The 23,694-nt window shown below is 38.5% G+C and carries 9 protein-coding genes; 8 read left to right on the top strand and 1 reads right to left on the bottom strand.

Annotated features, from left to right (window positions below; genetic code table 11):
• Nucleotides 1–52: 52 nt before the first annotated feature.
• Nucleotides 53–1,051 carry a metal-dependent hydrolase gene (locus J4051_RS05920; RefSeq protein ID WP_208232935.1) on the bottom strand — a complete coding sequence of 333 codons (999 nt, stop codon included), beginning with the start codon at nucleotides 1,049–1,051 and terminating at the stop codon, nucleotides 53–55.
• A 338-nt stretch (nucleotides 1,052–1,389) separates the two neighbouring features.
• Between J4051_RS05920 and J4051_RS05915 the strand changes: the two genes are divergently transcribed.
• The 8 genes from J4051_RS05915 to J4051_RS05880 all read left to right on the top strand — a co-directional run bounded on the left by J4051_RS05915 (nucleotide 1,390) and on the right by J4051_RS05880 (nucleotide 23,595).
• The gene (locus J4051_RS05915; protein WP_208232934.1) at nucleotides 1,390–1,836 is read left to right on the top strand and encodes a hypothetical protein; all 447 of its coding nucleotides are present in this window, start codon (nucleotides 1,390–1,392) and stop codon (nucleotides 1,834–1,836) included.
• Nucleotides 1,837–2,161: 325 nt separating this feature from the next.
• The gene (locus J4051_RS05910; RefSeq protein WP_208232933.1) at nucleotides 2,162–3,466 is read left to right on the top strand and encodes a hypothetical protein; all 1,305 of its coding nucleotides are present in this window, start codon (nucleotides 2,162–2,164) and stop codon (nucleotides 3,464–3,466) included.
• 181 nt (nucleotides 3,467–3,647) lie between these two features.
• The gene (locus J4051_RS05905) at nucleotides 3,648–5,111 is read left to right on the top strand and encodes a T9SS type B sorting domain-containing protein (protein WP_208232932.1); all 1,464 of its coding nucleotides are present in this window, start codon (nucleotides 3,648–3,650) and stop codon (nucleotides 5,109–5,111) included.
• Nucleotides 5,112–5,205: 94 nt separating this feature from the next.
• Nucleotides 5,206–7,905: a PorP/SprF family type IX secretion system membrane protein gene (locus J4051_RS05900; protein ID WP_208232931.1), complete on the top strand. Its 2,700-nt coding sequence runs from the start codon at nucleotides 5,206–5,208 to the stop codon at nucleotides 7,903–7,905.
• Nucleotides 7,906–7,977: 72 nt separating this feature from the next.
• The gene (locus tag J4051_RS05895; protein ID WP_208232930.1) at nucleotides 7,978–17,772 is read left to right on the top strand and encodes a T9SS type B sorting domain-containing protein; all 9,795 of its coding nucleotides are present in this window, start codon (nucleotides 7,978–7,980) and stop codon (nucleotides 17,770–17,772) included.
• Nucleotides 17,773–17,814: 42 nt separating this feature from the next.
• Nucleotides 17,815–18,795: a PorP/SprF family type IX secretion system membrane protein gene (locus J4051_RS05890; protein WP_208232929.1), complete on the top strand. Its 981-nt coding sequence runs from the start codon at nucleotides 17,815–17,817 to the stop codon at nucleotides 18,793–18,795.
• A 159-nt stretch (nucleotides 18,796–18,954) separates the two neighbouring features.
• Nucleotides 18,955–20,616: a T9SS type A sorting domain-containing protein gene (locus J4051_RS05885; RefSeq protein ID WP_208232928.1), complete on the top strand. Its 1,662-nt coding sequence runs from the start codon at nucleotides 18,955–18,957 to the stop codon at nucleotides 20,614–20,616.
• Between the two features lie 243 nt (nucleotides 20,617–20,859).
• On the top strand, nucleotides 20,860–23,595 hold the full coding sequence (locus tag J4051_RS05880) for a helix-turn-helix and ligand-binding sensor domain-containing protein (protein WP_236027266.1): 2,736 nt from the start codon (nucleotides 20,860–20,862) through the stop codon (nucleotides 23,593–23,595).
• The last annotated feature ends 99 nt before the right edge of the window (nucleotides 23,596–23,694 follow it).

Here is a 23,694-nt window from a genome sequence, read left to right as displayed (position 1 = left end):
GCAATGTATTAGAAATAGAGGAACGCAGTTCATATAATTGACCGAGTATGATCTAATTCCCCTTTATGCGGGTCCATAAGTCACTCATCAGTTTTTTGCCATCGCGCGGACTTTTTTCTTGTTCTATAAACTGAACTTGCCCATTTTCATCTCTGACGATTTCATATTGAAACACGAAGTTTTGGGCGCCCTCTTCCATGCTAAGTAAACCAAATCTCAAATCGTTGAACAAAAGTTTATTGTCCATATTAAGAATAGTGTACCAACCTTTTGAGATGGTGATCATGCGTTGGACCTTTTCATCTTTGACAAGATCACCCAAGAGTTGATGATCCTTTTTGTAGGCTTCAAAAGTAATGGGCTGCGTGTCAAAAAATGAATAATAGGCTAATAAATAGGCATCCTCAGTTTCAATATTAGCACTCCAAAGAATTGTATTGAGGGGAGACGGTCGGGTATCAATCTGTTTGTAGGTAATATTTTGGTCATTCAAAGCGGATTCAAATTTTGTAAATGCAATCCATTTCAAAACCAGTGTCAGCGCCAAATAGGAGGAACTCACAATTAAACCGATGTTATTATACATACGGCGTTTGGGAGAGGTTTTTTTTTGAAACATTGCCAAAATTAAAAACACCAAAAAGGGTAAGGTGTATAGGGGATCAATCACAAAAATGCTTTTAAAGGCAAGCCTTGTATCCAATGGCCAAAACAATTGTGTACCCCAAGTTGTGTGAGCATCTAAAAGCGGATGGGTAAAAAATGCCCAGAAAAACAACCAAGCCCATCCTTTAAAATCCTTGTAGGCTTCATAGCGGGTTACGATCCACGCGAAAATAGGCGCAAAAATTACAGAAAACAGGATGGAATGTGTAAATCCTCTATGTATCTCTAAAGCAGTAACGGTATCAGTAAAATGCGACGAAAAAATATCCAAGTCTGGTATTGTACCGGCAATAGCACCATATAACATAGCTCTATTGCCTACTTTTTTTCCTAAAACGGCTTCGCCAACCGCCGCTCCTAATATAATTTGTGTAAGTGAATCCATAAACTTCGGCAAAAGTAAGCCAAATATTAGATTAAACCATCGTTGAATAAAGTCGATAGTGAAACATTTTAAATTGATTACTATCAGTGGGTTTTAATGTCCAGTGTTCTTGTTTTTTTATTTCGAATTCGTATTCACAACTTTTAAATATTGTTAGTCCCAATCATCTTTTTTTTTAAGACGAACATCGGTTGGATACAGTTTTTTTTCCAAATGAAGAAACTATATTTCAGTCAATTGCGATTTTTAGCAATTTAAAAGTCAAAATAATCGACCAAACGCTTGTTTTTTTCGTTTAATTGCATAAATTTGCTTCGACAACCCCTAAAATCTCAGTTATGAAAACTAAACTTACTTTATTCTGTATGGTGTTTTTACTAATGACAAGCTATGGTTTTGCACAAAAGGAACCTCAGAGCATTATCACAGGAAAAGTATCCATTGCAAAATATCATGATCGTTCTGAATTGGATCAATTGCCTAAAGGAGATCTTTTAACCTTATATAATGAACGCATTGAAGTTATAGTTAAAATCCTACCAAATATTGCTTTTGCCACAAAACCAGGTGTAACGATGTCCTCCTTAGGTATTCCTGACACTAAAGACAACAGGAAAGCTTTAGAGGAGAATGTGAAGGCAGTCAATACTTATTTTGAAAGTACCATGTCTTTCCAGAATAAGGTCTTGCCATACTCTGATAAAACCAATTTGATTGCTGCCATTTTATTTTATGAAGAAACCTTGAAATCACTTCATACCTATAGTGAGTTCAACCAGTATTAAGTTCTGCTGACATTCAATAACTGCAAGATACCTATTTTAACGAATCCGCTTTTTCGAAATCCTGGAGTATTTTCTGGGATTTTTTATGGAGTTTAAACTGCTGAATTATTCAGACTTAAAACCATAAAAATAAATAATGTGCGATGCAGAACTACGAGATCCTTGGTGGGTAGTTTCTTGATAATAATTTTAATTGTAGGAAAAATTATACGTGATGAAATTAATTTATGCATTTCATCGACTTTATTTGTATTTCATAGGATTTGTTTATATGTTTGAATCAAATAGTTAAAGAATCCTAAATCTATTACTAATTCCATTACTTATGAAAAACATTACTCAAACCATATGCTTATTTCTTTTGATTGTGAGCAGCAGTTTTGCCCAGCAGGAAAAGGGAATTATAGGAAAGAATAACTGGCTAAACAACTGGACGGAATTTAGACCTAATCAAGTTGAGCATGGTGAACCAACCCAAATCTTAAGCGGAAATATTACTCAAGATACCAAACTTGTTAAAAGAGACACTTATCTCTTATTGGGAAGTGTATTCGTTACAGATAGTACAACCCTGACCATCGAACCTGGAACTGTTATCATAGGCGATTTCAAAACTAATGGAGCGTTGATCATCTCCCGAGGTTCAAAAATTATGGCGGAAGGATTGGAAACTGATCCTATAATTTTTACTTCAAATAGAAGTGTGAAGAAGGAAGGTGATTGGGGAGGTGTTTTTATTTTAGGAGATGCCCCAATTAATAAATTCGGTAATGCTTCTACGGTTAATTATGGATTGCGCCCATCTGCTTTTGAAAACATCAGTTATGGAGGTGAAAACACTCAAAGCAATTCTGGTGTTTTTAAATATGTAAGAATTGAATTTGCCGGAAAGCGTACAAAAGACTTTGGCTACTTTAACGCATTGACATTGGCTGGAGTTGGAAATAGGACGATTATAGAAAATGTCATGGTGAGTTATTCTGATGGCAATTCCTTTAACGTTATAGGAGGCGAGGTCAATTTAGAAAAGCTAATCTCGTTTAGAACCAAGAGCAACGACTACGAATTTAATTTTGGAACACAATGTAATATTAGCAATTCTTTGGCTATAAGATCTCCTTATGTATCTGGTTCAGATGGATCACGATCTATGTATATAGCGTCTTATGACAAAAAAGATGAAGTAGACTTTAGTAAGAAAGGTACGTCTGTACGTGCTGAAAACTTAACCTTAATCAATGTCAGTGAAAATTTAGCATCAGATATAAAGGTAGGTTTGGTTAAAGAAGCTCTGTACATTTCTGAAAATGCTTCTTTGGACATTCGTAAAAGTGTGATTTCAGGTTTTAATCCGGCGGTTATTATTGACGATAAAGTTAAAATCAACGCCATGAATTTAGACCGTATAAAATTCAGTGACATGTATTTCAATAATTGTAATGGAAACATTTTTACTGAAAACGACTCCAATAATGCCGATTTAGAGAATTGGTATGGTAACAGCGTCTTTTTCAATGTGTATTCAAAAGGCAATGACGCCGAGACCTTTATTGATGTTAAGAACACAAGACGTCCGGACTTTAGACTCCGCATAAACAAGATTATTGCATCAAATGATAGAGAAGATTAACCTGAGAGTTTTGTAGTTATAGATATGGCCCCAAATCTTTACACGCTTTCCATCTTAAACACTTGTCACATGTCTGGCAAGTTTTCCTGATATAAGACAGTGGTATTGAATTTTAGTAAGGCATTCTTTCTGCAAAAAGCAACTAAGAACAATAAAACAGATAATTACTAATACACCCTGAATGCGTAAAACTACTACTCTAAAAAGATGTTTTTTTCTACTTGGTATTTTTGTCTTTCTCCTATCTGGACAAATTAGCGCCCAAGTGGTTATTGGTACGCCTAATTTAGCATACACGCGAGCCTGTGCAAGTGACTCTTTTAACAGCTATAACGTCTCCTTTGTATTTTCACCAGAATCTGAGCTTAGTCCAACCAATCAGTTTACGGTTGAAATGTCTGACGCTACCGGAAATTTTGCAAACCCTACAATAGTCTTCACTTCAGAACCCGGAGCTGTGACCGCCTCTCCAGCTACATTAAACTTTGGTATTCCTGAAACAACCGCAGGAGAAGGTTATAGAATCAGAATAAAAAGTTCCGGACCTGTGGCAAGCAGTTCAAATTCTGTGGCTTTTGCAGCTTACTACAAACTTCAGGACAGTCCGTTTACGATCAATAATTTAGTGTCTTCTGGAGCATATTGTTCCGGTGGAAGTTATTTGCTGACGATTGACAACCCTGGAAACGGATCTAATGATTCACCGTTGAACTATCCATCGCTTACCTATAAATGGTATAGAGAAACAAGCCCAACAACCTCGGTATATGTTGGAGAAGGGTCTTCTTTATCTGTGAACCAACAAGGTACCTATTTTGTAAAAACCAATTATGGAACCTGTACTTCAAGTTCGTTTTCGAACCGCGTAAAGATAAGTGAGGTCACTTCAGGAGAGGCTGATGCTGCTATCGTTTCAAGCTTAGGGAATCCTTTTTGTCCAGCCGACGGCATGACTACGTTGAGTACGCTTGGTGGTGTAAGTTACCAATGGTTTAAAGATGGAACTGCCATAGCAGACGCTACCAATCAAATGTACCAAACAAACGAATCTGGCACCTTTTCAGTAAAGGTTGATTTGGGAAGTTGTACGGCATCTGGATCAATTGATTTAGAAAGTAAAGGCTTTGAGAGTACAATAGATGTCGATGATGTCAATATTATGGAGTCGGGAAATAGTTTATGGGCGACAGTAACTACCAGTGCAAACAATCCGAATTTTGAATGGTACTTCAATGATGTTCTTATTTCTGGAGCTCAGGATGATTTTTATGAAGCCACATCTTTCGGTAATTATAAGGTGAAGGTCATTCAGACTTCAGGTTGTGTGGTTTCTCAAGAATTTAATTTTTCGATTAGTGAAGCTCAGGATCCTTTTCCGGAGGTGGAGCACATCCCCAATCTTATCAGTCCTAACGGAGATGGCATCAATGACACTTGGATCATCCCCACAAAATATGTGAGCGGTACCAATACAGAAGTGATCATTATGACTAGTCAAGGTAAAGTAGTATTGCAAACTAAGGATTATTTAAACAATTGGCCTGAAACCTCATTAGATCTGAACAGTATCAACAAAGTGTTTTACTATGTCATAATCACTGAAGATCAACAAACAAAAAAAGGTTCCATTACCGTAGTAAAATAATATGAAACAGACGTTCCTAAATAGCAATCAGACAAGACAAGGTCTCTCGGGAATGTTCCAAGTGTGCATTAATAATAACGTATGGCATAGCCCAATGAAAACATTTTTACTGACCATAATATGTAGTTTCTGTTCCATACAGATGTTCTATTCCCAAGAAGAAGATGGAGTGGTCTCACTTGCGCTACCTGTAAGAAATTCGCTTACATTCAATAGATATACTATCAACCCAACCTTCAGTTTTGTTAGAGAGCAAAATAAATATATCAGTATTTATAATAAGAAAGAATGGGTTCAATTTGATGATGCTCCTCAAACCTATTTGGCAGGATATTCAGGTCGTTTTGCAGAAAATATTGGAGCAGGAGTTGGGGTATTCCAACAAGACTATGGTGTGCTCACTACTTTTGGTGGGATTTTGAACTTTGCATATAACGCGAGATTGAAGCGCGATAGCAATTTGACTTTCGGATTAAATTTAGGGGTTTATAAAAGCGGTTTAAATACAGGTAAGGTGATCACCAACTTTGCTGACCCATCTTTGGATAATGTTCCGTCGCATCTTCTACTTACCGTAAATCCAGGAATTAACTATGGTACCAAATTCATGGATTTTGGTGTTTCGATCAACAACCTGGTACTTTATAATGTACAAGCGTCAGAACTTCTTCAAGACGATCCACGCCAAACCCTTCAAGCTCATATGATGTATACTGGTTACATCTATAGTGATGGATTTTTTGATGAATCCAAATTTTCAGGATTGCTGAGGTCTGAATTTGGAAAAGATGATACTACAATTTCCGGAATTGCCATGTTGACCGTTCCGAAAGGAATTTGGGCGCAAGTAGGATATAATACACTTTACGGAGCATCTGCAGGTTTAGGTATTAATATTACGAAACAAATAGCCATCGAATATAATTTTGAAAAAGCAATTGGCGATCTGACCCATTTTGGACCTTCCCATGAAATTACTTTGGCATTTAAACTCAATAACAACTCTCATTATGATTATAGTGCCGAAGATGAAATGTCTGCACTTATCAATTCCGATAATAAACGTGTCTTAGCGTCAAGCAAACCAAGGATGGATGCTGAAACCCGAGCGCAGTTATTGGCAGAATCAGCAGCCAGAAGAGAAGAAATAAGAGAAAGAGCACAAGGGAAAGCAGAAACACGTGCACAGATAGCGGCTGAAAATAAAGCCAGAATAGAACGTCAATCAGAGGCAAAAATAGCGGCAGAAATCAAAGCCAAACAAGAAGAACAAGAACGTGCAGCTGCAGTTAAAGCAACTGCTGATGCCCTTGCAAAATCAAAAACAGAAGAGATAGCAGCAACTGAACCCCTTGAACAAAAAGCAAGAGAAGCTCAGGAAAAATTAGATGCTCAAAATAAAGCTCAGGCTGAAAGTGAAGCTATAGCCAAACGTGCTGCAGAATCAAAAGCAGCATTAGCGCTCCAAGATAAATCCAAAGCAGAGGCAAAAGCTAAAGCAGAAGCACAAGCTAAATTAGCTGCTGAAGCAAAAGCCAAGGCAGAACAAGAGGCCAAAGAAAGAGTGGCGGCACAAAACAAAGCCAAAGAAGAGGCGGAGGCTAAGGCAAAATTAGCAGCTGAGGTCCAAGCTAAGGCTGATGCTGACGCCAAAGCCGCAGCGCAATTGGCTGCAGCAGCAAAAGCTAAACAAGATGCTGAAGCCCAGTTGGCACTAGAAACAAATGCGAAGATTGAAGCTGAACAAGCTGCGAAATTGGCCGCAGAAGAAAAGGCGAGCCAAGAAGCAAAAACAGCGGAAGCAGTGGCTTTAACTCAAGCAAAAACCAACCAAGAAGCTGAAGCTTTAGCTAAGATTGAAACAGAAAGTGCTGCGCTGGCTAAGGAAGAGGATATTGAAGAAGAGGTACAAGTGAATCCAACAGATGCCATTGGTATGTCAATGAAATCTCTGGCTGATGTTACGAGTGCTTCAAAAAACACTCAAGATGAATTGTTGGCCAGATTCAATGCGATGGTGGTCAGTAAAGATCAAGACCTTAAGGATTTGAAAGAAGAAAATGACTTGAGTGAGCAAGGTATTTACAGTGCACCAAAAGCGTTTAAGAGCATCACGGAAGAAAATAATGCACTTCTAGCCATTCGCTCAGACTTGGACAAGATGATAGACACCAATACTGAGCGAATTAAAGAATTGGAGAGTCTATATAACGAGCGTATTAAAATTCCAACTCTTAGAAATGATGAGGTCACAGTATATTACCAAAAGACTATTCAAACTTTAAAAGCCGAACAAGCAAAAGCCATACAGACCAGAGCTCAATTGAGTACAACTTTAAAAGAAATTAATGAAGCCACCGAGTTTGAGAGAAAACGAAGAATCAAACGCGCTGCCTTTACCAATGAAGAAGATAGATATGTGCAAGATAGGGCAGCACTCAAAATGATTAAAGAAAGTACACCGCTGAGCCCAGTGTCTTTAAAAGCTGAAGATTTTAATTTTGGTGAAGAACAGGGTAATAATATTCAAATTATTAAAAATGTTAAAAATATTGAAAGTGGTTATTACGTCGTCGTTGCTGTCCACAATGATGCTGCGAAAAGAGATGAGTTTTTAAGAAAAGCAGTAGCTGCGGGACAATCTAATATTGATTTCTTTTATGACGTCAACACAAGTAGATATTTCATTTACTATAAAAAATTGGATAGTATAGATGCCGCAAGTGAAGCAATGAAAACTAAAGGAAACCAACCTTATAACGGTAAAATGTCAATCATTAAAATAGAGAACTAAAAAAACTAAAAGCCCATTTGTTTTTTATCAATGCCCCTTGAAGAAAACGAAACATACAAATCTACCAAAATCATGAAAAAACCTACTTTTTCTAGAATTGCCTTTATTGCATTGTTGCTATTTATGGGTCTGGAATCCATAGCGCAAAATTATGTTCCGTTTGTGCCTCGATATGATGAGGCCATTAAAGGCGATATGCTTTTAATTGGAAACAACAATTTAAGTGTGCACCGATCAAATAATTATAACGGGAGCACGAATAATGAGAGCAGCTCCCATAGAGATAATATGGTGTATGTTGACATTGATAATGACAACAGTACTTTTAATTCCAGTAGTGCCAATTTGAACGTGCCAAGTGATACCAATTGTTATCAAGTGGTCTATGCCGCCTTATATTGGACAGCTGTTGTAAAAGGGGATACCCCAATGTCAGATATTAAATTTAAAACGCCAGAAAGCGGTAGTTATATTGACATTACTGGAGAGCAGATTTATTATCAAAATTCGTCAAGCAACAGAAATTCCAATGCCTATGTGTATTATAAAAATGTAACGGACATCATATCAGGATTGAGCGATGCAGACGGAACGTATTCCGTTGCTAATATCTCATCGACGACCTCTGCCACGATGACCTCAGGGCGCAACACAGAAGGTTTGTCTGCGGGATGGTCTCTTTTTGTCATCTATGAAGATCCATTGTTGCCAAGTAAATACATCACTTCCTTTGATGGGTTTACAAAAATCAATAATACTGGTCCTGTTGCGGACAGGGAACAAAGTTTTGATATCGTTGGATTTCGAACGATACCTGTAGGCCCGGTTCGGGCAAAATATGCTTTTAGTGCCTTGGAAGGAGATAAGAGCTGGACAGGGGATTATTTAGAAATCAATGGCACGCGAATCAGCGCTACCACTGCCGGTGGAACCACCATAAGACCGAGCAATAACTTTTTTAATAGTTCGGTGTCTATCGTTGATCCCAATACCAATTCACCCATGCCCTTTACGGATAGAAATCCGGCAAGTTCCAATACTTTGGGGTTTGATGCGGGAATTATCAACATACCCAATGCGGGAAATAGTGTTATTGGAAATGGCGACACTTCCGCGACTATTAAGCTGGGAACACGTACAGATATTTACTATTTCTATTTTAATGCTTTTGCCATTGAAATCATTGCGCCTAAAATTGTCCTCACTAAAATTGTCGAAGATACTGCGGGTAATGACATCGGAGGTCAATTGGTTAATTTAGGTGATGAACTGAACTATGTGATCGGTTTTCAGAACGTAGGAAATGATGATGCCACAAACTTAATTATTAGGGACGTTCTTCCCCAAAATATTGTATTTAACTATCCGGAAGATATGGGATTGCTCCCTGCAGGAGTTAGTGTTCAAAGTTATAATTCGGCTACGAGAGAAATCATATTTGAGGTTGACAACTCTGTAGTTGAAATAAATGATCCAGTACAAGAAATTCGGTTTAAGGTGACCGTAGTGAAAACCTGTAGTCTGCTAAATGATGCCTGTTCTAATATTATTAGCAATCAGGCCTATTCGACATATAATGGTACAGACAATCCGAACTTTACCATTTCAGATGATCCAAGTTTTAGTTCAAATACAGGCTGTTTATTGACACCTGGAGCGACTAACTTTTTGGCAGATATTACTTGCGATTTTGAAGAAGAAGTGATATTGTGTGGTACAAGCGTAACATTAACAGCGGGTAGTGGTTATGACGCCTATAGATGGTCAACAAGTCCAACGGGTTCACCGGTAATAGGAACCACGCAATCTATTACCGTAACAGCTACAGGCACTTATTATGTTCATAATACGGCTACGGCGCCGTGTCAATCCATAGACCAAAGATTCGTTGTGGTGACCTATGGTGAAAACGCCGTCAATCCTCTCCTTCCGTTTGCTGATGAAATTGTGACCTGTCCAAACGATGGAAAACAATTACCAAATTTCTTTTTATGTGGTGCCAATGATATCCGAAACATAGAAACCAATATTACGGATACTTCATCCATTATCTGGGAGAAATTGGATGAAACCAGTTGTGCAGCTGTTCCTATAGAGGATTGCGCCAATGAAGACGGCTCCTGTCAATGGAATCAAGTGGCTTCGGGCCCTAATTATAATATTGATCTTGCGGGACAATATCGTATCACTTTAAACTATGAAGGTGGATGTTTTAGTCAATACTATTTCAATGTCTATTCAAACGTTTTGATTCCAACGGCAACTTCAAAAGATATTATTTGTGACACACCAGGCGAAATTGCAGTAGGTGGCGTGCCAAATGGTTACGAATATAGTATTGATGGTGTTAACTATCAAACTAATAGTACATTTTCAATAGCTACACCGGGTGTTTATAGCGTTTACGTAAAACAAATTGGTGTTGATTCAAGTCCGTGTATTTTTTCAGTACCGGATATACAAATAAGAGCGCGCAGCTTTACAGGTACGGCTGAGGTCTCACAACCACTTTGTCATGATGATAAAGGAAGTGTGAAATTGGCTGCCAATGACGCCCGTGCACAGTACTTTTACTCACTTTCAAAAGGAGCGACATTAGTACATGAAGTTGGTCCAGTCATGGAAAGCGATTATTCGTTTAACAATCTAAATGCAGGATCTTATACAGCAACTATTTCAACCGAAGATGGGTGTACTGAAATAGTGAATTTTGAGATCATCAATCCAGCCTTACTAACAGCAACCTCCGCAATAACAAGACCTTTTTTAGCTTGTGACTATCCGGATAATGATAATAATGACGATAAGGAAGGTGAAGGTGACAGTGATGGTTCGAGTGAGGAGCAAGTGAGAGGCGGCATAATCACCGTGTATCCGAATGGTGGAACTGCACCTTACTATTATTTTGTAAATGGAGCTACCGAATTCCAGTCTGAACCAGAAATCATTGTAACAGCACCTGACACTTATACGATTAGGGTGGTCGATGCCAACAATTGTAGCACTGAAACGACTATTGTAATTGAAGAAACACCAGCCCCAGATTTTACTGTTGAATCAACGGACATTCTGTGTGCCGACCCTAATTCTGGAACAATTAATGTCAATGTTACCAATGCTCACGGAACGACTTTAAAGTATAGTATTGATGGCGGTGTAACTTTTGTAAATTCAGGCACGTTTTCGGGACTTACAGCGGGCTCTTATGAGGTAGTGGTTGAATATATGATTGGAACTGCTTCCTGTTGGACTGAGCCAGAAACGGTGATTATAAATCCTACAGTGGCTATGGAAGGTGTTGCAACTTTAACAGCGCCATTTACTTGTGACACTAATGGTACCATTACAGTTTCAGGAGTTAGTGGAGGCACAGCACCACATCAATACAGTATTGATGGGGTCAATTTCCAAGCTTCACCAACCTTCTCCAATTTGACCGCAGGTAACTATACCGTTACCGTTAAAGACGCACTCGAATGTACGTTTGCAACCAATAGCATTACAATTGATGCGTTAAATCCACCGACAAACTTAACGTTCAATAATACACTTTTAACCTGTCCAAGTAACACTTCTGAAGTGACCATTACAGGAACTACAGGAGGGACTGGAGCCTTGGAGTATCAAATTATCGCTCCAGCAGCAGCTGTAACGGCCTACCAATCCTCAGCAACATTTGCAGGATTGGCCCCAGGAACTTACACGTTTCAAGTAAAGGATGCCAATGATTGTACCTATAGTGAATCATATACAATTGCACCATTACCTATAATTCAAGTCGTGGCACAACCTATAAGTGATGAGACCTGTTTTGGAGCTGATGATGGCTCAGCGCGATTTACAGTTTCAGGAACTACAAATTTCACCTATACTATTAATGGTGGAAGTGCTACTTCAGGAACTTCTCCGGTTGTTTTAACAGGATTAACGGTAGCAACACATACCATTGTGGTGACAGATACTACAACTAATTGTACCGCTACAGCTTCTGTTACAATCAACGGATCAACCGCAGCATTGACAATGGCCACAACTATCGAACCGATCACTTGCTTGCAAGATGGTAGTGTCAAAATTGATGCTTCTGGGGGCTGGGGAGGAAACACCTACAGTTTAACCTTGCCAAACGGCACGGTTTTACCTGCACAGGCAAATAACACGTTCTCCAATTTAACTCAAGATGGAACTTATACAGTGAGCGTTACTGACTCTAAAAATTGCATAGTGACTGAGACTTTTGTTTTAGTCACTCCTGATGATATCGTTGCAACGATTGAAAAAGGCGCTAACCTTTGTTATAATGCGAGCACTGGTGCAACTATTGAAGTGAACGTAACCACAGGGGAAGCACCATTTGAATATAGCATCAATGGGAATGCATTTCAAAACAGTAATACTTTTATAAATCTTGTCCCAGGGTCTTATACCATTATTGTAAGAGATGCTTATGGTTGCGAATTGACTCTACCTGCTGAAGTTATAGAACCTCAGCTGTCAATGAGCACAGTATTTACAAAGGATTTAGATTGTACTGCATCGCCAGATGCCGTCATTACTGGGACGATCATTGGAGGCTATGCGCCATTTACCCATGAAGTATCCATTAACGGTGGTTCTTATACGACTTTAGGAGCAACAGGCTCTCCATTTGTATATACTACCGCCAACTCAGGTACTTACCAATTTAGAGTGACTGATGCACAAGGATGTACTATAGAATCTGGTATTACCACAATCGATCCGCTTTCGCTACCAGCGATTAGCGCAGCGGTACAAACACAGGATATTCTATGTTTTGGTGATGATAATGGCAGTATTAAGGTGACGATAGATACATCAGTAGGAACAGCTCCTTTTGTGATTAATATTAACAACGACACTACTGGAACAAACTATGGTACCCAAACCTCTGGCTTAGCCGCAGGAACCTATACGGTTACAGTTACGGATGCTAAATCTTGTACAGTAACTGAAACTGTTGTAATTGACCAACCGGATGCCATTGTAGTAGATTATCATTCTGAAGATATTACTTGTGATCCTGTGGGAGGAATATCCAAAGGATCGGTCATTATTGATGGCGTCACCGGTGGTACACCGCCTTATAACTATTTTGTGACAGGAACCAATGGTTATGATGAGTCTGAATTAAATACGGACGGGTCAACCTCTTATACCTTTGATGTTGTTGATTTTGGTTTGTATCAAATTAACGTGGTAGATGATAACGGTTGTTCAATTTTAGTTCAAAATGTGTTAGTGGCATCTCCACCAGATGATTTGGATATCGTAATTCAGACAACAGTGGATTGTGCCAATGGCGGTGAAGCGATCGTCAGTGTAGGTACTGCTTTGGCAAGTGCTGGACCATTCTATTTTAGTACCTATCCAGCAACGGGTACTGCTCCTGGAGGCTCATGGATTGCTGAGGATACTGTGGGATCAAAATCGACAACATTCACCAATTTAACCCCTGGTGTTACTTATACCTTTATTGTCTATGATGAATCTACAGGCTGTAGCCATTATGAAATAGCTTCTGAGCCTATTCCAACGAACTCTAACTTAACTGCATCAGCAGTTACCGAGAATAACATCACCTGTACTGGAAGTGACGATGGAAATGTCACCTTCACAATAAACAGTCCTTACAGCATAGCTACGACTGTCAATTATGAAATATTTAATTCCTTATCGTTAGTTTCAACAGGAGTGAGTGGTTCTGGAAGTGTGCCTGCCAATGGTATTTTAGAGGTCTCAGATTTAGGTCCATTACCGTTCGGAAATTACTATGTATTGATTTCTGAAACTTCAGGACCAAATACGGGATGTAGTGTGGTTACTGTGCCTTTCAATATCACAGAATCTGCAATTCCATTAAGATTGACGACTTCAGTCGACCAAAATGCGAACTGTAATGCCAACTCTGGATTAATCAGCGCAGTGGGTCGTGACGGAACAGCACCATATACATACCAATTAACAACTACCCCTGGCGCGCCATTGGCAACGGATCCAGCTTGGGCTTCAGCAAATACTTTTAACAGAGATGCTGGTGATTATTATGTTCATGTCATGGATGCTTATGGCTGTATTGTTTCAAGTCCTGTGGTAGTTTTACCGCAAGATCCTACGCCAGTTGTCGCTCTTAACTTAACCAACCAATGTGATACTGACGAAGGGAGTTTCGAAATAGAGGTTACACTTCCAACCGCAGGAATTGCACCATACAGCTTTAGTATCAACGGAGGTGCCTTCCAAACAAGAACGGCGCCATTCACCATATCAAATTTAAACTCAGGTACTCATACGGTTGAGGTCAGAGATGCCAATGGTTGCGGAAACATAGACACGATTACAATTGAGCCTCCTATCGGAATAACTCCAGCCATCACCGCACTTCCTTCATGTGAGAATGATGATGGTGTGATTACGGTCGATGCCATTGGCGGATCAGGTAGTTATAGCTATGCGATCAGTCCTAATGCGGGCTCCATAGTGTTGACTGGAGGCGTATTCTCCGGAGTACCATCTGGTACTTACACGATTACGGTAACAGACACAAATACGTTATGTACTGCTGATGTTTCTGTAAGCTTAGAAGCTGCAACGCCAGTAACATTTACTACTGAAAAAACTGATGTCTCTTGTCATGGCGGTTCCGATGGAACTATTACGGTCAATCTTCCAGCAACCAATGATAATCCAGTGTACACCTATGCAATAATTGCAGGGCCATCTTTGGTCTCAGCTCAAGGTTCAAAAGTGTTTACAGGACTTGTAGCAGGAAATTACACAGTCGAAGTCACTTCTGGAAGAGGGTGTTCGTCACCAGTAGATGTTACGATTACCGAACCTACTGAATTGACGGTTTCTGGCGTTGCTACTGACTTTGCCTGTGCCTTGGATAATTCTAAAAGTGTTTCAACACTGACCATTACGGCGGTGGGAGGAACCACCGATTATGTTTACAGTATTGACGGCACGAATTATTTTACTACAAATACGTTTGATATTATTGACACGGGAGTTGTACAAACCATCAACATCTTTGTAAAGGATGCCAACGGATGCGAAGCAACAGATACAGTGACAATTAATCCGTTACCAGAATTAAGCGCTGCTGCTGTAGCTATTGTCGATGCTATTGATTGTAACGGCACAGGCTCGGTAAGAATTGATGTTACTGGAGGTTCAGGAGATTTCCTATACCAAATGCTTCCAATTGGAACGCCTCAAGCTTCCAATAGTTTTAACATCACATTACCAGGTGATTATTATTTCCAAGTGACCGATGTTGTTACAGGATGTTATATTGAAACCCTTGTATTTACAGTAGATCTTTTTGACCTGATTGATGTTGTGGCAACGCCTACAACTGCGGTAACCTGTTTTGGAAGCACTAATGGGGCTTTGGAAATCAATGTTTCAAATTACACTGGCAATTACACTTATGAAGTTTTGGATAGTGCAGGTATTTCAGTTATTGCACCAACAAATGCAAACACCTCTACCAACCCACAAGTCATAAATGGATTGACTGGCGGCAATTATACCATTGTTGTAACTGAAACGGACAGTCCTTTCTGTGCTACGGTTACCAATGTGGTGACCATTGCATCGCCTGCTACGCCTTTATTACTTGAAGTTTCTGAAACTTCCAATGTCACTTGTGATGACAATCAAGGCACTATAACGGCTCTTGCAAGTGGTGGATGGGGAAGCTACGAATATGAATTGACAGGAGCGGCAACGGTTGCTTATTCCTCAAATGGAACTTTTACGGGCTTATCGGCTGGCGTTTACACCGTCAATGTGAGAGATGCTGGAGGTTGTATAGAAACGGAAACCGTTACGCTCGTGGTACCAACACCAATCGCCGCAGATTTTACTGCAAGTGCGACCACATTACCATGTTTTGGTGATCAAACTGCAAGTATCACGGTAAGCAATGTGACTGGTGGACAAGGCAGCAACTATACCTATACTTTAAATACGGTATTACCAACGCCAAGTTCTTCTGGTCCACAAACCTCACCAGTATTTAGTGGCTTGGGGGCTGGAACTTACACGGTCACCATAACTGATGCTTATAATTGTAGTTTCAGTTCGACGGACATCGTGATTGAACAACCAACAAGGATAGAGGCGAACTTAGTGGCAGTCACAAATCTGACTTGTACAACTCAGGCCCGCGTTACTTTGAGTGCTTCTGGAGGAACAGGTCTATATACTTATAGTAACAGCGAGACATTTGCAAGTATATTAGGAACGTTTACCACCTCTACAACATTTGATGTATCTGCTGGGACTTACAAATATTATGTAAGAGACGCCAACGGATGTGTGGCAACCGTAACCAATGAGATTAAGATTGATCCAGTACCACCATTGCTTGTGAACTTAAGCGCAACCGATATTTCCATCAATTGTTATGGTGATAATAATGGTACGATAACCGCAACTGCACAGGGTGGATTGGGCAATTACATCTATACCTTACAGGATGCTTCGAGGAATCCAATTCCTTCAGCCATCCAAATGACTAAAGGTGTATTTACAAATCTTCCTGCGGGCATTTATTATGTACATGTTGAAAGTGGTGATTGTGATTCAACGTCACAAAGAATAGAAATTAAAGAACCATTGGCACCGCTTCAAGCAGCTGCTGTGGTTTCAAATGTAAGTTGTTATGGAGGCAATGACGGTTCTGTTGAAATTACTGCCACAGGTGGAACAGGCCTTATCAAATATGCTATTTCTCCACAGTTAAACCAGTTTTTTGAAAAAAATGTATTTGAGGATTTAGCACCAGGTACTTATGATATCATCGTTCAGGATGCAGCAGGATGTTTTGAAGTTCTGAATGTCACCATCACTGAACCAGATGCGGTAGTTGTAAGCCTAATCCCGGGTTCAATCATACCTGAAATTTGTGAAGGTGATACTGATGGCATGTTCAGCATTACCATTTCTGGAGGAACAGCACCTTATAGCGTGAGTTTGGATGATTACGATGGTCCATATACCACAGGAACAGGTACTCAAACTCAATTTGATTTCACAGGACTAAAAGGGGGAGACCACAGTGTCTTTGTACGTGACAGCGAAGGATGCGAGTCGGAATGGAACATCACGTTCCCAGAATCTGTTAAGATCGATCCAATAGCTGTTATAGAGTATCTGTGTGAAGATAATTTACCAGCAAATAGAGTCACAGTAACTTTCGACGATAGTATTCAGGATATGTCTGATTTGGATTTCGCTTTGAATGGCGGAACGTATCAATCAAGTAATGTGTTCAGCAATATAGTTTCCGGAACGGGTCATTATATTGATGTAAGACATACGAATGGCTGCGTCCAAAGAACGCCTTTATTTGATATCGGTCATATTGATCAATTAGCGCTTGTATTGACTGATGGCGGTATGAATGAAATTGTAGCCACCGCTACCGGAGGTACAGAAGGCTATGAGTTCACGTTCAATGGTGAGGATTATGGAAGCACGAATACGTTCATTATTACCGAGTCTGGTAATTATACGGTGACCGTAACCGATAGCAGTGGATGTATTGCCAGTGACACTAGATATTTTGAATACATTCCAATCTGTATTCCAAATTACTTCACCCCTAATGGAGATCATCCAACTTGGGCACCAGGATGTGATGAAAACTATCCAAATATAGAGTTCAAGATATTTGATCGCTATGGTCGGGAGGTAGGCTCTTATCGCCAAGGAGGATCTTGGGATGGGAAATATAGAAATAGAGAACTTCCTACTGGAGATTATTGGTACATCATTAAATTGAATGATGAAAAAGATGATCGTGATTTTGTAGGACACTTTACACTTTACAGGTAATAAGAACTAATGAAGATGAGGTTTAAAAATAAAGCTATTCAGATGAAAAAAATTATAGTATATACGTTCTTTTTAGTGGTTACTTACGGCTATGGCCAAGAGTTGAACCTACCTGTATTTACGCAATATTTGGCGGATAATGATTTTGTTATTTCTCCTACTTATGCGGGTATTGGTGATAATTTTAGAATCAGGGCAAACGGTTTGACTCAGTGGGTTGGTATTAAAGGTGCCCCGGATAATCAATCATTATATGCAGATTTCAGGATTTCTGATCGCTCAGGAGTTGGGGTGTCCTTGTACAATGATAAAAATGGAAACACCAGACAAAAAGGAGCCAAGTTTTCTTTTGCGCACCATTTGATCTTAGACTATTACTCAAAGCAATATCTATCCTTTGGAGTTTCGTATAATATCAACAGTTTCAGGATTGACATTGAGAATTTTGAACCCCATTATGGCAGTCCATCAATTGATCCAAGTGTCATTGATGATAGGGCGACCACTAACCATAACTTTGATGCAGGAGTTCTTTATAGAAATAAGGGCTATTATTTCAGTTTTAACGCCAACAACTTTCTTAAAAAGGACATTGACATATTCACTGGAATTGAGCCGAAACTACTTTTAAATTATCAAATCTATTCAGGAATTGTCATTCCGAGCAAAAACGATAATAGCGTGGAATTTGAACCTTCTGTGTATTATCAAATGTTCAGTAGTGACAAGCGTTCTAGTACCGATGTCAACTTTAAATATCGAAAATATACAGGTAGAAATGATTCTGGCGATTATTATTGGGCAGGTATATCTTATCGCTTCTTGAACGATCAATTCCTCAAGCCATTAAACATCGGTCCAATGGTCGGGATTATGAAATCTAAATTTTATTTTGCTTATTCCTATCAAATTACAACCAATGCGATGGCAGGCTATAACTCCGGGACCCACATGGTTACTATAGGGATCGATTTCTTGCAGGGCATTAGCAATTGTCCATGTACTATGAGCCCCATCCATTGATCTATAATTTAGAACATATCGATTAACAGCCAAGATATATAATTTCAATTCGCAGTTTTTATAACTATAGAGTTCCACAACATCATTAAAAATATGTTAAATAGTGTTACCTGTTATAGTCTTATTCTTTACAAACAACTAATATTAAAAACAAAAAACATGAGATGTAAACTACTTTTATTACTTATTGCACTGGTAACATTTAACACCTTTGGTCAAACTACATTTAGCTTCGATGGAGATGGAATCTGGACTGATGAAGCTCAATGGAGAGATGGAAATTATCCTGGACTAACGGTAAATTTGAATGATACTGTTGAGATTCTTGGGAAACTTATAATTCCAGAGGGTATATCGGTGACTAATGATGGAACTATTGTAAGTTTTAGTTCGGCAAATGGAAATGCTCCAGACTTATCAGTTCTGGGTAATCTGACCAATAATAATTCTATTAGTTTTAGCAGAATACAAATAAGTATCGTTAGTTCGGGAAACATAACAATGTCTCCTGGGTCGGAAACGGTAATCACCAATAGCTCCAATTTAGTTAACTCAGGTAACATTACCATTATCGGAGGAGGATTACTTCGTTTGGTCAATTCAGTGTCATCAATTATAAATGAAGCAAACGGTCATATTACGAACCTAGGAACTATAGAGGTTATAAACGGTGAATTTGAAAATAATGCTCCCATAGAACGTGGAATAAATAATATAGGAACATTTAATATTACAGGTGGGGAAGTTATAAATAGAGGCGGCTTTTATAATGATGAAGACGCGGTGTTAAACGTTTCAAAATATTTCACAAATGAATCAACCGCTTTACTTACAAATATGGGACAAATTGCAATTGAAGGATTTACCTCCGGGTTAGGTAATTCTGGTAGCTTGATCAATTGGAACACAATTGAAGTAGGAGATTTTTGTCGATTTGTTATGTCCAGTACCAGTACATTTATTAATCAAACAACGGGTAGTGTTATAGTGGCGGCCAACGGTTATGTTCAAAATAGAGCAGATTTATTTGAATTACAAGGAGGTAAATTCACTAATAATGGTACTATAAATAATGAAACTGAACTATTTATTCGTGAAGCAGCAGAATTAGAAAACAATGGTACTCTAATAAATATAGGAGCTCAGATCACTAATACTGGTATTCTAAGTGGAATCAATATAGAGCATGGTTCTAACTTTGCGAATGATGGAATTTTATCTCCAGGAAACACAAATAAGGCTACCGGCACCTATAATTTAAATGGTATTATAACGAAATACACCCAAACTGCTACTGGGTCATTAAATATTGAATTGGGTGGTACTGTCGCAGGGGATTCCTACGATCAAGTTATCGTCAGAAGATCAGCAACCTTAGGTGGCGCTTTAAATGTTACATTGATAAATGGTTTTGAGCCTGCTATAGGTGATGTATTTACTGTGTTGTATCAGGGGAATGGGATTACAGGTTCATTTGCTACAGTAAATTTACCTACGCTTTCATCAGATAAGGAATGGGACGCAGTTGAGTATAGCGACGCTGATGGTGTACGTATTTCCGTTAAGAAATCTACATTAAGTATCTCAGATGTTAATGCTGAATCTTTAAAATATAAAATATACCCTAATCCTGCTTCAGATGAAATTTTTGTTTCAGGAATCTCAATGGCTTCAAAAGCAGCAATTTTCGATTTGAATGGGAGAAGAATTTTAGAAGTAGAATTGTCTAGAGAAAATCCAAGTGTTAAATTAAATACATTACAACCAGGCGTATACCTTTTAAATGTAGAAGCGAAAACATTCAAATTTGTAAAAATATAGGTTATGAATTAATTATTTATTAAATCGAACGCATTGAAAAGCTCACATTACTATAATTAAGTATGTGAGCTTTTTGGTTTATAATCATTTTACTTAGACTCTATTTTGATCCATATCTCTTACATTTATGTTTTCTAATCTATAATTGATATTTTTATAGCGATGAAATCGAATAGACCGATACTATTGTGCTTGCCCATGTGGATGGCATTTATATTTTGCTTATTTTTTCAAAATAGGTTAATGGCACAATACGCGCCCTATTTTCAAAATTATGACCTCTCACAATATAATGCCGGAAACCAAAACTGGGGTATTTCTAAAGCCGATGACGGTCGCCTTTATGTAGCCAATAGTAAGGGTTTGTTGGAGTTTGATGGGGTAAAATGGACTTTGAGTACGCTTCCCAATAAAACCACTATGCGTTCCGTCCATGCTGTAGACAAAAGAGTTTATATAGGCTCCTATGAAGAATTTGGGTTTTGGGAACGGAATAACTTCGGACAATTAAGATACACATCTTTAAGTGAAAGCCTGAAACCAAATGGAATCTTAAACGAAGAATTTTGGCAAATCATCAATATGGAAGATGCCATCATCTTCAGATCATTTTTAAATATATATGTCTACAAAAATAGTGAGATAAAGAAAATTGAACCGCCGTCAACTGTGCTTTCATGTTCTGTTATTGATGGAGTATTGTACATTTCAACATTAACCAACGGGATTTTTACCTTAAATGATGGCCAACTAATCTCTTTTATTGATCATAAGGATTTGGTTGACGCTAAGATCATTTCCGTAACCAAAAAGAACGGTAAATTCTTGATCACCACCTCTCTACGCGGTATCTTTAAATATACCAATGGTGTTTTAAGTCCTTTAAAAGCTGAGATAAATCCAATTATAAAAGAACAACAACTCAACGAGTTTTCAGAGATGGGAAACGGAAATATGATTTTCGGAACCATTAAGAATGGCGTATATATTACAGATCCCGATGGAAATTTACTTTTCCATATTCATAAAGAAAATGGTCTTATCAATAATACGGTCTTGTCCCAATATGTTGACGATGATGACCAACTATGGCTAGGGCTTGATAATGGATTGGCATCGGCAAATTTGAGAAGCCCGTACTTATTTTATAATGATGTTTCTGGAAACTTGGGTGCTGTTTACGATGTCATAGAATATAATAACACCGTTTATATAGGAAGCAATACTGGTTTATATTATTTGGATGCAGACAACGCCCTACAGTTTATTGATGGTTCTCAAGGTCAGGTTTGGGATCTTAATGAAATTGAGGGCGATCTACTCTGTGGACATAACAACGGCACTTACCTTGTCAAGAATAAACGGCTTGAGCTTATTTCTCCGCACACAGGAGGCTGGGTAATAAAAAAAGTGCTGGGAACATCAAAAACCTACATTCAAGGGACGTACGCAGGACTGGTCAAATTCAAAAAGGAAGCTTCAGGATGGACGGTTAAGCATTTAGGAAAAACCACCATGCCCTTTCGTTTTTTGGTCTTTGAAGATGCTTATACCGCATGGGTGGCACATGCCTATAAAGGCCTGTATAAAGTGAAGTTTGATAGTACCTATGATACCATTCTTGAGGTTCGAAGTTATGAAAATAAAGGATTATGGTCGCCTTATAACGTTCGTGTCAATGCCCTAAAGAATGATATCAGTATCAAAACCAACGAGGGATGGCAAAAGTATGAACCGCTATTGGATTCGATTGTTCCGTACCCTTTGTTGAATAAGAATTTTGGGAAGAATTCATACATCATCTCAGAAGATGACATCTCTACATATGCCGTCAAATATAAAAATCAAATCAATTTTAAGACCTTTCCAGATAATGGTTTAAAATCATCACTGAGTAATAAATATTTTGAGAATCGACTTATTTTAGGTTATGAGAACATTTCAAAACTTAGAGATTCTTTATTCGCTTTAAGTCTGAATAACGGATTTATGTTGTTTGACAATATTTTAAATCCAGACTTAGTGCCGTTGTACCAGCCTTATTTTGAGAGCATATTCATAGACAAACAACGCATAGCCATAGACACCATTAAGACTATTGAATTGCCCAACAGGTTTCAAGCATTTACCATGGTATTGACTTCGCCAAAATCCAAAGATCATTTTTTTGAATACGCCATAGCGTCACAGGATACCCTACATTGGTATAAAATGGAAAACGACAAGTTGGAGTTTTCCAATATAAGTTACGGCGATTATGAATTTCTTTTCAGGACGGCCAACGCTCTGGGGGAGACATCAGCGCCCCGCAGTTTGATGGTAAAGGTACTGCCACCCTGGTACAGATCTGCGCAAGGATATCTGTTGTTCTTAGCTTTATTAATGTTAACAGTTGTCTTGTTCTATATACTCCATCGAAGAAAGATAAAAAAAGAACAAAGACTATTGCAGCTCAAATTTGAAGCAGAGCAAAAGATCCTTCTCAAGGAGAAGGCGATTGAAAACGACAGGCGTATTGTTGAGCTTAAAAATGAATCCTTGCAAAATGAAGTCAAATTAAAAAGTAAACAACTTGCCAATACGGCCATGGCGCTGGTGAAAAAGAATGAAACACTATTGGAGCTTAAAAGGGAAATTTTATTACATAGAAATTCCTTTGAGAATTACTTCTCATACAAAAATCTTATTAAAAAAATAGATTCGTCTATCAGTCATAAAGATGAATGGAAAGTATTTGAATACAACTTCAATCAAGTTCATGAAGAGTTTTTTAAAGACTTAAAGAGCAAACACCCCAAACTAAACGCTAAAGATTTGAGGATTTGTGCCTACATCAAAATGAATTTATCCACAAAAGAAATTGCGCCATTATTAAATATCTCTTTAAGAGGCGTAGAGACTCAAAGATATCGGCTAAGAAGCAAATTAATGTTGGATTCTGATCAATCTTTAACTGATTACCTGCTTAATTTCAAATAATTCAACTTCACCACTGGCATATTCATGTTTTTTTATACGTCAATACTACGTCAAATCATTATTTCTCAAACGTTTTCGGCCATTTTTTAGTAACTTAAG

It is taken from the genome of Gelidibacter pelagius (genome assembly GCF_017581925.1).
In the GTDB taxonomy this organism is placed as follows: domain Bacteria; phylum Bacteroidota; class Bacteroidia; order Flavobacteriales; family Flavobacteriaceae; genus Gelidibacter; species Gelidibacter pelagius.
This window is presented reverse-complemented; position numbering and strand designations above follow the sequence as displayed.